This is a genomic window from Streptomyces boetiae (assembly GCF_031845405.1).
Classification (GTDB): domain Bacteria; phylum Actinomycetota; class Actinomycetes; order Streptomycetales; family Streptomycetaceae; genus Streptomyces; species Streptomyces boetiae.
Genome location: NZ_JAVREN010000007.1, coordinates 104563 through 117041, shown reverse-complemented (window position 1 = coordinate 117041; position 12479 = coordinate 104563). Strand labels below are relative to the sequence as shown.

The following is a 12479-nucleotide window of genomic DNA, read 5'->3' as shown; positions in this document are numbered from 1 at the left end:
CCAGGCGCCGTGAGCATCCCGGTGCTGGACGCTCGCGGGGGGCCTGACCAGTGGGACTTCCGGGCCCGGCAAGGGCTCAGCGCCCGCGGAGCTGCCGGTAGCGGGTGACCAGGGCGGCCGTGGACGGGTCGAGGCCGGGTACCTCGGCGCCCTCGGCCAGCGCCGGCTCCACGCGCTTGGCCAGCACCTTCCCCAGCTCCACGCCCCACTGGTCGAAGGAGTCGATGTCCCAGACCGCGCCCTGCACGAACACCTTGTGCTCGTAGAGCGCCACCAGCTGCCCCAGCACCGAGGGCGTCAGCTCCGGCGCCAGGATCGTCGTGGTGGGCCGGTTCCCCGGGAACGTCCGGTGCGGCACCAGTTCCTCGGCCACGCCCTCGGCGCGCACCTCCTCGGCGGTCTTGCCGAACGCCAGCGCCTGGCCCTGCGCGAAGAGGTTCGCCATCAGCAGGTCGTGCTGCCCCGCCAGGTCCGCACTCAGCTCGGCCACGGGCCGCGCGAAGCCGATGAGGTCGGCCGGGATCAGCTTCGTGCCCTGGTGCAGCAGTTGGTAGTACGCGTGCTGGCCGTTGGTGCCGGGCGTGCCCCACACCACCGGGCCGGTCTGCCAGGTGACGGGCTGCCCCTCGCGGTCCACGGACTTGCCGTTGGACTCCATGTCGAGCTGCTGGAGGTAGGCCGTGAACCGGGAGAGGTAGTGGCTGTAGGGCAGCACGGCGTGCGCCTGCGCGTCGAAGAACGCCCCGTACCAGATGCCGAGGAGGCCCAGCAGCACCGGAGCGTTCTCCTCCAGCGGCGCGGTCGCGAAGTGCTCGTCCACCAGCCGGAATCCGGCCAGCATCTCCCCGAACCGCTCGGGACCGATCGCCACCATCAGGGCCAGGCCGATCGCGGAGTCGTAGGAGTACCGGCCGCCGACCCAGTCCCAGAACTCGAACATGTTGGCCGTGTCGATCCCGAAGGCCGCGACCTTCTCCGCATTGGTCGACACGGCCACGAAGTGCCGCGCCACGGCCGCCTCGTCGCCGCCGAGGCCGTCCAGCAGCCAGCGGCGGGCGGAGGTGGCGTTGCTGATGGTCTCGACCGTCGTGAAGGTCTTGGAGGCCACGATGAACAGCGTCTCGGCCGGGTCCAGGTCGCGCACGGCCTCGTGCAGGTCCGCGCCGTCCACGTTGCTGACGAAGCGGAACGCCAGCTCCCGCGCCGTGAAGGGCCGCAGCGCCTCGTACGCCATGGCCGGGCCCAGGTCGGAGCCGCCGATGCCGATGTTGACCACCGCGCGGATCGGGCGGCCGGTGTGCCCGGTCCACTCCCCCGACCTGATCCGCCGCGCGAAGCCGGCCATCCGCTCCAGGACCGCGTGGACGCCGGGCACGACGTTCTCCCCGCCGGTCTCGATCACCGCGTCCCGGGGGGCCCGCAGGGCGGTGTGGAGGACGGCCCGGTCCTCGGTGACGTTGATCCTCTCGCCGCGCAGCATCGCGTCCCGCAGGCCGGTCACGCCCGAGGCGGCGGCCAGCTCGCGCAGCAGCCGCAGCGTCTCGTCCGTCACGAGCTGTTTCGCGTAGTCGATGTGGAGGTCCCCGACCCGGACCACGTACCGCTCGGCCCGGCCGGGATCGCGGGCGAACAGCTCGCGCAGCCCCACCTCCCCCCACTGCTCCCGGTGCTTCGCCAGCGCGCTCCACTCCGGCGTCCGGTCCAGCCTGACCCGACCAGCAGCGTTCATCCGCAACCAACCCATCGCTCGCCGTCACTCGGCCCCCGCGCTCACCACGCTAGACGATGCGGGTGCGCGGCCTCGCCGGGGAGCCCCCTGAACGCGCCGGAGCCCGGCCGCCGGCGGGGAGCCGGGGCCGGGCATCCGGTGCTCATGCGCTGGGGACCTCGGGACGCGGGGTCAGATCTCGCCGCGGAGCTTGGCGAGCGCCTCCGCGAGGATCGCCTCGCCGTCGGCGTCGCTGCGCCGCTCGCGGACGTACGCGAGGTGCGTCTTGTAGGGCTCGGTCCGCGGCGGGTCCGGCGGGGCGTCGCGCTCCGTGCCCGCGGGGAATCCGCAACGCGGACAGTCCCACGTCTCCGGGATCTGTGCGTCGCTGGCGAAGCTGGGCTGTGTCTCGTGCCCGTTCGCGCACCAGAAGGAGACCCTGAGCCGGGGGGCGGACTCGCCGCGCTCGGCCTCACCCATGGGCCCCGCCCCGACCCGGCTGCCCCGGATCGCGTTGCCACCTGCCACGGTCGTTACTCCCTGCCTGACATCCTGCGAAGTCCTCAGTGTATGCAAGGCTCAACGCCAGTCCAGTGCCCGGAGTTACTGACTTGCGACGCGGGCCGGGACTTCGTCCCCGGCTGCTAGCTCCGCATCAGCAGGCCGAGCCCCACCACGGTGCCCACCCAGATCAGGGCGACCACCACGGTGATCCGGTCGAGGTTCCGCTCCGCGACGGAGGAGCCGCCGACGGAGGACTGCATGCCGCCGCCGAACATGTCGGAAAGGCCGCCGCCCTTGCCCTTGTGCATGAGCACCAGGAGCGCCAGCAGGAAGCTGAAGACGATCAGGGCGATCTGGAACGCCGTTTCCATCATGGGTGCGGGTCTACTCTCTCGGCGGGCGACGGACGGACAACCGGGGGCCGGCCACGGCCGGCCCCCGGACAGCGTACACGCGGGCGTGGCGTTACTGGTCGCGGAAGCGGACGATCTTGACGAACTCGTCCGCGTCCAGCGCGGCCCCGCCGACCAGCGCCCCGTCCACGTCGGGCTGGGCCATGATCGCGGCGACGTTCCCCGACTTGACCGAGCCGCCGTACTGGATGCGCACCCCCGCGGCGAGGTCCGCGTCGTACAGCTCCGCGAGCCGGGCCCGGATGGCGCCGCAGACCTCCTGGGCGTCCTCGGGGGTGGCGACCTCGCCGGTGCCGATGGCCCAGACGGGCTCGTAGGCGATGACGATGCTCGCGGCCTGCTCGGCGGGAACGTCCTTCAGCCCGCCGTCGAGCTGGGCCAGGGTGTGCGCGACGTGGCTGCCCGCCTTGCGGACCTCCAGGGGCTCGCCGACGCACAGGATCGGGGTCAGGCCGTGCCGGTAGGCGGCCTTCACCTTGGCGTTGCAGATCTCCTCGTTCTCGCCGTGGTACTGGCGGCGCTCGGAGTGGCCGACGACGGCGTAGGCGCAGTTGAGCTTGGCCAGCATCGGCCCGGAGACCTCGCCGGTGTAGGCGCCGGAGTCATGGGCGGAGATGTCCTGCGCCCCGTACTTGATCTTCAGCTTGTCGCCGTCCACCAGGGTCTGGACCGAGCGCAGGTCGGTGAACGGCGGCAGGACGGCCACCTCGACCTCAGTGTAGTCCTTGTCGGTCAGCGCGAACGCCAGCTTCTGGACGTGCGCGATGGCCTCCAGGTGGTTGAGGTTCATCTTCCAGTTGCCCGCCATCAGCGGGGTGCGGGTCGCCATCTGCTCAGTCCTCCAGTGCGGCGAGGCCGGGGAGCGTCTTGCCCTCGAGGTACTCCAGGCTCGCTCCGCCGCCGGTCGAAATGTGGCCGAAAGCCGACTCCTCGAAGCCGAGGATGCGGACCGCGGCGGCCGAGTCGCCGCCGCCCACGACGCTGAACGCCGGGCTGTCCACGAGGGCCTGGGCGACGGCCCGGGTCCCCGCCGCGACGTCGGGGTGCTCGAAGACGCCCATCGGGCCGTTCCAGAACACCGTCGCGGCGTCGGCCAGCTTCGAGGCGTACAGGGCGCCGGTCTCGGGGCCGCTGTCCAGGCCCATCAGGCCGGCCGGGATGGCGTCGGCGGACAGCACCTGGGGGGAGGTGGGGGCCTTGGTCTCCAGGTCGGGGAAGTCCTTGACGGCGACCACGTCGACGGGCAGGACGAACTCCACGCCGCGCTCGGCGGCCCGGCGCAGGTACTCCTGGACGACGGGGACCTGGTCCTCCTGGAGGAGGGAGTCGCCGATCTCGTGGCCCTGGGCCTTGAGGAAGGTGTACGCCATGCCGCCGCCGATGAGGATGCGGTCGGCCCGCTCCAGCAGGTGGTCGATGACGCCGAGCTTGTCGGAGACCTTGGCGCCGCCCAGCACGACGGCGTAGGGGCGGCTGACGTTCTCGGTCAGCTTCTCCAGGACGCCGACCTCGGTGGCGATAAGGCCGCCCGCGGCGTGCGGGAGCCGCGCGGGGAGGTCGTAGACGGAGGCGTGCTTGCGGTGGACCGCGCCGAAGCCGTCGCCGACGTAGGCGTCGGCCAGGTCCGCGAGGCGGTCGGCGAACGCGCCGCGCTCGGCGTCGTCCTTGCTCGTCTCGCCGGCGTTGAAGCGGAGGTTCTCCAGGAGGAGGACCTGGCCGGGCTCCAGCGCGGCGACGGCGGCCCGGGCGCCCTCGTCCACGGTGTCGGGGGCGAACGCCACGGGCGCGCCGAGCAGTTCGCCCAGGCGCCCGGCGACGGGGGCCAGCGAGTACCGCGGGTCGGGGGCGCCCTTGGGGCGGCCGAGGTGCGAGGCGACGATCACCTTCGCGCCGGCCTGCGTGAGGCGGGCGATGGTGGGGACGGCGGCGCGGATGCGGCCGTCGTCGGTGATGGCCCCGCCCTCCAGCGGGACGTTGAGGTCGGCGCGGACGAACACCCGCTGCCCGGCGACCTGGAGGTCGTCAATGGTCTTCATGGCTGGTGTGGACTCCTGGGGTCTACTCGCTGCTGCTCGCGTGGCTGACACAGGGGAACGCACGGGGGCGCGCCGGTGGCGCGCATGAGCGCGAGGGCCCGCAGGGCGCGGTCACGCGCGCTCTGCGGGCCCCGCACCCGGCGTCGGTCAGAGCCGCTCGCCGACGTACACCGTCAGGTCGACGAGGCGGTTGGAGTAGCCCCACTCGTTGTCGTACCAGCCGACGACCTTGACCTGGTTGCCCTGCGCCATGGTCAGCGAGGAGTCGAAGGTGCAGGAGGCGGGCCAGTTGACGATGTCCGAGGAGACGATCTGGTCCTCGGTGTACTCCAGGATGCCCTTCAGCTCGCTGTCCGCGGCGGCACGGAAGGCGGCGTTCACCTCGTCCGCGGTGACCTCGCGGCCGACCTCGACCACGAGGTCGGTGACGGAGCCGGTGGGCACGGGAACGCGCATGGCGATGCCGTCGAGCTTGCCCTTCAGCTGCGGGAGGACGAGGGCGGTGGCCTTGGCGGCGCCGGTGGTGGTGGGGATGATGTTCAGCGCGGCGGCGCGGGCGCGGCGCAGGTCCTTGTGCGGGAAGTCGAGGATGCGCTGGTCGTTGGTGTAGGCGTGGACGGTGGTCATCAGACCCTTGACGATGCCGAAGCTCTCGTCCAGGACCTTGGCCATGGGCGCGACGCAGTTGGTCGTGCAGGAGGCGTTGGAGATGACGTCCTGGGTGGCCGGGTCGTACTGGTCCTGGTTCACGCCGATGACGATGGTGATGTCCTCGTTCTTCGCCGGGGCGGAGATGAGGACCTTCTTGGCGCCGGCCGCCAGGTGCTTGGCGGCGTCGTCGCGCTTGGTGAAGATGCCGGTGGACTCGATGACGATGTCCGCCCCGAGCTCTCCCCACGGCAGGGCGGCCGGGTCCCGCTCCGCCAGCGTCTTGAAGGTCTGGTTGCCGACGGTGATGCTGTCCTCGGTGTGGGTCACCTCTTCCTTGAGGCGGCCCAGGATGCTGTCGTACTTCAGCAGATGCACCAGGGTTGCGTTGTCGGTCAGGTCGTTGACGCCGACGATCTGGACATCCGCTCCCTGCTCCAGGAGTGCGCGGAAGTAGTTGCGACCGATGCGGCCGAAGCCGTTGATTCCTACGCGGACCGTCACGAACCGATCTCCTCGTTGGTACGCCGGTGAAACGAGCACCGGCGAGGCTGTATTGGGATGTCCCCGACCACTCTCGACCCTACCGCGCCCGCCTTCGGCGGGGGACACCGCCCAGCCGTGTCCCGGTGCGGCGGACGGGGGCCGAGGCGGGGCCGCTCAGCCCACCATCTCCTCGGTCAGACTGGCCTCGGTGCCCGGGATGCCCAGGTCCTGCGCACGCTTGTCGGCCATGGCCAGCAGACGGCGGATGCGGCCGGCGACGGCGTCCTTGGTGAGCGGCGGGTCGGCCAGGGCCCCCAGCTCCTCCAGGGATGCCTGCTTATGCTCCATCCGCAGCCGGCCGGCGGCGGCGAGGTGGTCGGGCACCTCCTCGCCGAGGATCTCCAGGGCGCGCTGCACGCGGGCGCCGGCGGCGACGGCGGCTCGGGCGGAACGCCGGAGGTTGGCGTCGTCGAAGTTGGCCAGGCGGTTGGCGGTGGCGCGCACCTCGCGGCGCATGCGGCGCTCCTCCCAGGCGAGCACCGACTCGTGGGCGCCGAGGCGGGTGAGGAGGGCACCGATGGCGTCGCCGTCGCGGACCACGACGCGGTCCACGCTGCGCACCTCGCGGGCCTTGGCCCCGATCTGGAGGCGGCGGGCGGCGCCGACCAGGGCGAGCGCGGCCTCGGGGCCCGGGCAGGTCACCTCCAGGGAGGAGGAGCGGCCGGGCTCGGTGAGGGAGCCGTGGGCGAGGAAGGCGCCGCGCCAGGCGGCCTCGGCGTCGCAGGTGGCGCCGGAGACGACCTGCGGAGGCAGGCCGCGGATGGGGCGGCCGCGGCCGTCGACCAGGCCGGTCTGGCGGGCCAGCTGGTCGCCTCCGGCCACGACGCGCACGACGTAGCGGCTGCCGCGGCGCAGGCCGCCGGGGGCCATGACCACGAGGTCGGAGGTGTGGCCGAAGATCTCCAGGATGTCCCGGCGCAGGCGGCGGGCCGCGATGCCCGTGTCCAGCTCGGCCTCGATCACGATGCGCCCGCTGACCAGGTGCAGGCCGCCCGCGAAGCGCAGGATGGACGACACCTCCGACTTGCGGCAGCAGGTGCGGGTGACGGGAAGCCGGGAGATCTCGTCCTTCACCGCAGCCGTCATCGCCATGGGCCGATCCTTCCATGCATCCGAAAAATACGGTCGTACGCGGCGGCCAGCAGCTCGGGGTCGTGCCGCGCGGAGCCGCCGCCGGCGGGGAGTCCCCCGGCGGCGGCCACCGGCGCGAGATGGACCTCGGCTCCCAGCCGCTCGGCCGCCCGGCGCAGGCTTTCCTCGTCGGGCACGGCGGCCCGGTCTGCCAGCACCACGTCGAAGGCGAGTTTAGGGGCGTGTTGTACCAAAACCTCCACATGACGCTGCGGTGAGAAGCCGTCAGTTTCGCCGGGCTGGGGCGCGAGGTTGAGGGAGAGCACCCGGCGGGCCTTGGTCCGGGTGAGGGCGTCGAGCAGGCCGGGGACCAGCAGGTGGGGGATGACGGAGGAGAACCACGAGCCGGGGCCCAGGACCACCCAGTCGGCGTCGAGGACGGCGGCGACGGCCTCGGGGACGGCCGGCGGGTCGTGCGGGACGAGCATCACCTGGCGCACCTCGCCGGGGGTGAGGGCGACCGCGGCCTGGCCACGGACGCGGCTGAGCTCCTCGGGGCTGCCGGGGCGATGGCCGCGGACGACGGCCTCCAGCTCCAGCGGGACGGCGGACATCGGCAGCACCCGGCCGTGGGCCCCCAGGAGCTTGCCGACCAGGTCCAGAGCGGCGACGTGGTCGCCCATCTGCTCCCACAGGGCGACGATCAGGAGGTTGCCCACGGCATGGTCGTGCAGGGCGCCGCCGCTCTTGAACCGGTGCTGGATGACCTCGGACCAGGTGCGGCCCCAGTCGTCGTCGCCGCACAGGGCGGCCAGAGCCTTGCGCAGGTCGCCGGGGGGCAGGACGTCCAGCTCGTCGCGGAGCCGGCCGCTGGAGCCGCCGTCGTCGGCGACGGTGACGACGGCGGTCAGGTCGCCGGTGATCCGGCGCAGGGCGGTGAGCGAGGCGGACAGGCCCATGCCGCCGCCGAGCGCGACGACCTTGGGCTGGGCCCCGCGCCGGCCGCGGCGTGGCGGGCGCGCGGACCGGGGTACGTCCCGGACCGGGCTCTGCGCTGTCCGGCGCTGCCGGTCGCCCCTGCGCGGCATGCCTATTCGCGCCCCATGTCCCGGTGGACGACGACCGTCTCGATGCCGTCGGCGGCCAGCCGCCGCGCCAGGCGCTCGGAGACGGCGACGCTGCGGTGCTTGCCGCCGGTGCAGCCGACGGCGACGGTGACGTACCGCTTGCCCTCGCGGCGGTAGCCGGCGGCGATCAGGGACAGCAGCTCGGCGTAGCGGTCCAGGAACTCCTTGGCGCCGGGCTGGTCGAAGACGTACCCCGCGACCTCCTCGCTGGTGCCGGTGTGGGGGCGCAGCTCGGGCACCCAGTGCGGATTGGGCAGGAAGCGGCAGTCCACGACGTGGTCGGCGTCCACCGGGAGACCGTACTTGTAGCCGAAGGACATGACGGTGGCCCGCAGGCCGGGCTCGCCGCCGGTGAACTGGGCGTCCATCTTGGCGCGCAGCTCGTGGACGTTGAGGTGGGAGGTGTCGATCACCAGGTCGGCGTCGCCGCGCAGCTCGCGCAGCAGGTCGCGCTCGGCCGCGATGCCGTCCACGATGCGGCCCTCGCCCTGGAGGGGGTGGGGGCGGCGGACCGACTCGAAGCGCTGGACGAGGGCGTTGTCCGAGGCTTCGAGGAAGATCACGCGGCGGGTGACGCCCTTGGCGTCGAGGTCGGTCAGCGACTCGCGGAGGCTGTCGAAGAAGCTCCGGCCGCGGACGTCGACCACCACGGCGATGCGGGCGACGTTCCCCTGGGAGCGGGCGCCGAGGTCGACCATGGTGGGGATGAGGGCGGGCGGGAGGTTGTCCACCACGAACCAGCCCAGGTCCTCCAGGCATTTCGCGGCGGTGCTGCGGCCGGCGCCGGACATGCCGGAGATGATCACCAGCTCCGGGATCGTCTCCTCGTCGGCCGGCTGAAGGGCGGGCTGTTCCTCGCCTCGGGTCTGTTCGCTCATCTCTTCCGTCCCCCGGGTGGTGCGGTCGTTCTGGTGGGTGCCGCGGGTGCGGCGGCCGTCTCAGTCCAGGATCTCGCCGGTCGCGGTGTTGACCGCGGGGGCGGCGGGGGCCTGGGCGGCCAGGGCGGCGGCCACGGTCTCCGCGGTGCGGCGTCCGAAGCCGGGTACCTCGCAGATCTCCTCGATCGTGGCGGTGCGCAGCCGCCGGACCGAGCCGAAGTGCTTGAGCAGGGCCTTCTTGCGGGTCTCCCCGAGGCCGGGCACGGCGTCGAGGGGACCCCTTCTTATCGATTGTGACCGCTTGCCGCGCTGGTACCGGATGGCGAAGCGGTGGGCCTCGTCACGGACCCGCTGGAGGAGGTAGAGGCCCTCGCTGGCGCGGGGCAGGATCACCGGGTCGCTCTCGCCGGGGAGCCAGACCTCCTCCAGGCGCTTGGCCAGGCCGCACACGGCCACGTCGTCGATGCCCAGCTGGTCCATGGCGCGGCGGGCGGCGGCGACCTGGGGCTGCCCGCCGTCCACGACGACGAGCTGCGGGGGGTAGGCGAAGCGCTTGGGGCGGCCGTCCTCGGTGCGGGGGCCGGGCGTTTCCCCGGCGTCCTCGGCGGCCTCCCCGTGCGGGCCGTCGCCCGGCTCCTCGACGGCCCACTCGCCGGTGCGCTCCCGCTCGCGCAGGTAGCGGCGGAAGCGGCGGCCGACGACCTCGTGCATGGAGCGGACGTCGTCCTGCCCGGCGAAGCCCCTGATCTGGAAGCGGCGGTACTCGCTCTTGCGGGCCAGGCCGTCCTCGAAGACGACCATGGAGGCCACGATGTCCTCGCCCTGGAGGTGGGAGATGTCGAAGCACTCGATGCGCAGGGGCGCGGAGTCCAGGCCGAGGGCGTCGGCGATCTCCTCCAGGGCGCGGGAGCGGGTGGTCAGGTCGGAGGCGCGCTTGGTCTTGTGCAGGGCGAGGGCCTGCTGGGCGTTGCGCTCGACGGTGGTCATCAGGTCGCGCTTGTCGCCGCGCTGGGGGACGCGCAGGCTGACGCGGGAGCCGCGGCGGGCGCCCAGCCACTCGGCGACGGGCTCGGGCGGCTCGGGCAGCGCGGGCACCAGGACCTCGCGCGGGACGCCCTCGCCGCTCTCCTCGCCGTAGAGCTGCTGGAGGGCGCTCTCGACGAGGCCGGCGGTGGTGACGTGCTCGACCTTGTCGGTGACCCAGCCGCGCTGGCCGCGGACCCGGCCGCCGCGGACGTGGAAGATCTGGACGGCGGCCTCCAGCTCGTCCTCGGCCAGGGCGATGAGGTCGGCGTCGGTGGCGTCGGCGAGGACCACGGCGTTCTTCTCCATGGCGCGGCGCAGGGCCTCGATGTCGTCGCGCAGGCGGCCGGCCCGCTCGTACTCCATCGCCTCGGCGGCCTCGTGCATCCGCTCCTCCAGGCGGCGCAGGTAGGCGCCGGTGCGGCCGGCCATGAAGTCGCAGAACTCCTCGGCCAGCGCGCGGTGCTCCTCGGGCGTGACGCGGCCGGTGCAGGGGGCGGAGCACTTCTCGATGTACCCCAGCAGGCAGGGGCGGCCCACGGCGCGGGCCCGCTTGAAGACGCCGGCGGAGCAGGTGCGGACGGGGAAGACGCGCAGCAGCAGGTCGACCGTCTCGCGGATGGCCCAGGCGTGGGCGTAGGGGCCGAAGTACCGCACGCCCTTGCGCTTGGGGCCGCGCATGACCTGGGCGCGGGGGAACTCCTCGTTCAGCGTGACGGCGAGGGAGGGGTAGCTCTTGTCGTCGCGGTACTTGACGTTGAAGCGGGGGTCGAACTCCTTGATCCAGGAGTACTCCAGCTGGAGGGCCTCGACCTCGGTGGCCACCACGGTCCACTCCACGGAGGCGGCCGTGGTGACCATGGTGGCGGTCCTGGGGTGGAGGCCGGAGATGTCCTGGAAGTAGGAGGAGAGGCGCTGGCGCAGGCTCTTGGCCTTCCCCACGTAGATCACCCGGCGGTGCTCGTCGCGGAAGCGGTAGACCCCCGGGGAGGGGGGGATCTCGCCGGGCTTCGGGCGGTAGCTGGAGGGGTCGGCCATGGACGCAACCCTACTGCGGGGGACTGACACTCCGTGACCGGTCGCCGCCGGGGGTCACCAGCCGCGTTCCCGCCAGGAGGCCAGGTGGGGGCGTTCGGCGCCGAGCGTGGTGTCGGCGCCGTGGCCCGGGTAGACCCAGGTCTCGTCGGGCAGGGGGGCGAAGAGCTTGGTCTCCACGTCGTGCAGCAGGCGGGCGAACGCCTCGGGGTCGCCGTGGGTGTTGCCGACGCCGCCGGGGAAGAGGCAGTCGCCGGTGAAGACGTGGGGGTGCCCGTCGGGGTCGTCGTAGATCAGTGCGACGGAGCCGGGGGTGTGGCCGACGAGGTGGCGGGCGGTCAGGCGGCAGTTCCCGACAGCGATCTCGTCACCGTCCGCGATGGTGCGGTCGGTGGCCACGGGGATGCCCTCGGCGTCGTCGCGGCCCGCGCAGGTCACGGCGCCGGTGGCGCGCACGACCTCCTCCAGGCCCCGCCAGTGGTCGGGGTGGCGGTGGGTGGTCAGCACGCCGGCGACGCCGTCGGGGCCGATGAGCGCCAGCAGGGTCTCCGGCTCGGCGGCGGCGTCGATGAGCAGCTGCTCGCCCGTGTCCCGGCAGCGCAGCAGGTAGGCGTTGTTCTCCATGGGGCCGACGGCGACCTTGGTGATGATCAGCTTCGCCAGCTCGTGGGCGGAGGCGGGCCCGCCGACCGTGACCTTCCCGGTGTAGGACATGGCCGCAGTCTCTCAGACCGCCGGCCGCGGATCACGGGGCCCGCGGCCCCTCAGGGATCCTGGGGCGGGGTGGTCACAGGGGCGGCAGCTCGGGCAGGAGGCCGGCCGTGGTCAGGCCGGTGCCGGGGGTGCGCCCGCTGAGCCAGCCGACCAGGGCGGCGGGGGTGCCGGCGACGACCTGCGGCTCCTCGTCGGGGCGCCCGGTGCGCCAGGCGCGGCCGTCCTCGGCGCGCAGCAGCACCGGCGGCAGCCCGGGAAGTCCGGAGAAGCGGTCGGCGAAGTACTCCAGGGCGCGGTCGAGGAAGGCACCGGGGAGGTCGGCGACGGTGCGGCCGGCGCCCAGGTCGATGTGGTGCAGCTCGACCTCGACCCAGCGGCGCAGGGGGACGCGGGCGCGGGTGTCGGTGACGCCGCCGCGCAGGGTTACGGTGGCGTCCCAGCCGTCGTCCGGGACCGCGTCCAGGGCCCGGGCGAGCGCCGCGGCGCTCTCGCGCAGGTCGGTGCGGTGTGCGGCGGCGGGACGGTCGGCGTCGCGGTCGATCTCGGCGCTCCTGGCGGCCTCGTCGGCGTACATGGGGCGGGCGGCGAGGACGTTGCGCAGGGCGTCGGCGTTGCGGGCGAGGTGGGCGAGGACGTGGCCGCGGGTCCAGCCGGGGAGCAGGGAGGGCGCGGCGACGGCGGCGTCGTCCAGGGCATCGGCGGCGGCGAGGAGGCCGGCGGTGGCGTCGGTGAGGCCGGAGAGGTCGGCGGTGGGTCGGCTCATGATCCACACGCTA

Annotated in this window: 12 protein-coding genes; all 12 read right to left on the bottom strand. The window is 73.2% G+C overall.

Annotated features, from left to right (window positions below; all coding sequences use genetic code 11):
- Positions 1-76: 76 nt before the first annotated feature.
- The 12 genes from pgi to RM780_RS07005 all read right to left on the bottom strand — a co-directional run bounded on the left by pgi (position 77) and on the right by RM780_RS07005 (position 12466).
- Positions 77-1729: a glucose-6-phosphate isomerase gene (gene pgi, locus RM780_RS07060; protein WP_311629655.1), complete on the bottom strand. Its 1653-nt coding sequence runs from the start codon at positions 1727-1729 to the stop codon at positions 77-79.
- 171 nt (positions 1730-1900) lie between these two features.
- A complete protein-coding gene (locus tag RM780_RS07055; protein WP_311629654.1) occupies positions 1901-2236 on the bottom strand; it encodes an RNA polymerase-binding protein RbpA in 336 nt (111 codons plus the stop codon).
- Between the two features lie 116 nt (positions 2237-2352).
- Positions 2353-2583, bottom strand: coding sequence for a preprotein translocase subunit SecG (secG, locus tag RM780_RS07050; RefSeq protein ID WP_311629728.1), 231 nt, complete (start codon positions 2581-2583; stop codon positions 2353-2355).
- Positions 2584-2677: 94 nt separating this feature from the next.
- The gene (gene tpiA, locus RM780_RS07045; RefSeq protein ID WP_311629653.1) at positions 2678-3454 is read right to left on the bottom strand and encodes a triose-phosphate isomerase; all 777 of its coding nucleotides are present in this window, start codon (positions 3452-3454) and stop codon (positions 2678-2680) included.
- A gap of 4 nt (positions 3455-3458) precedes the next feature.
- A complete protein-coding gene (locus RM780_RS07040) occupies positions 3459-4661 on the bottom strand; it encodes a phosphoglycerate kinase (RefSeq protein WP_311629652.1) in 1203 nt (400 codons plus the stop codon).
- A gap of 147 nt (positions 4662-4808) precedes the next feature.
- Positions 4809-5813: a type I glyceraldehyde-3-phosphate dehydrogenase gene (gene gap, locus RM780_RS07035; protein WP_311629651.1), complete on the bottom strand. Its 1005-nt coding sequence runs from the start codon at positions 5811-5813 to the stop codon at positions 4809-4811.
- 156 nt (positions 5814-5969) lie between these two features.
- Positions 5970-6947 carry a DNA-binding protein WhiA gene (gene whiA / locus RM780_RS07030; protein ID WP_311629650.1) on the bottom strand — a complete coding sequence of 326 codons (978 nt, stop codon included), beginning with the start codon at positions 6945-6947 and terminating at the stop codon, positions 5970-5972.
- Positions 6938-8014, bottom strand: a complete 1077-nt coding sequence (locus RM780_RS07025; protein ID WP_311629649.1) for a gluconeogenesis factor YvcK family protein — start codon at positions 8012-8014, stop codon at positions 6938-6940. Before RM780_RS07025 ends, whiA begins: the two co-directional genes overlap by 10 nt.
- 2 nt (positions 8015-8016) lie before the next feature.
- Positions 8017-8931, bottom strand: a complete 915-nt coding sequence (rapZ, locus tag RM780_RS07020) for an RNase adapter RapZ (protein ID WP_311629648.1) — start codon at positions 8929-8931, stop codon at positions 8017-8019.
- A 60-nt stretch (positions 8932-8991) separates the two neighbouring features.
- Positions 8992-10992, bottom strand: a complete 2001-nt coding sequence (gene uvrC / locus RM780_RS07015) for an excinuclease ABC subunit UvrC (RefSeq protein WP_311629647.1) — start codon at positions 10990-10992, stop codon at positions 8992-8994.
- Between the two features lie 54 nt (positions 10993-11046).
- On the bottom strand, positions 11047-11703 hold the full coding sequence (locus RM780_RS07010; RefSeq protein ID WP_311629646.1) for an MBL fold metallo-hydrolase: 657 nt from the start codon (positions 11701-11703) through the stop codon (positions 11047-11049).
- Positions 11704-11776: 73 nt separating this feature from the next.
- Positions 11777-12466 carry a maleylpyruvate isomerase family mycothiol-dependent enzyme gene (locus tag RM780_RS07005; RefSeq protein ID WP_311629645.1) on the bottom strand — a complete coding sequence of 230 codons (690 nt, stop codon included), beginning with the start codon at positions 12464-12466 and terminating at the stop codon, positions 11777-11779.
- Positions 12467-12479 lie beyond the last annotated feature (13 nt).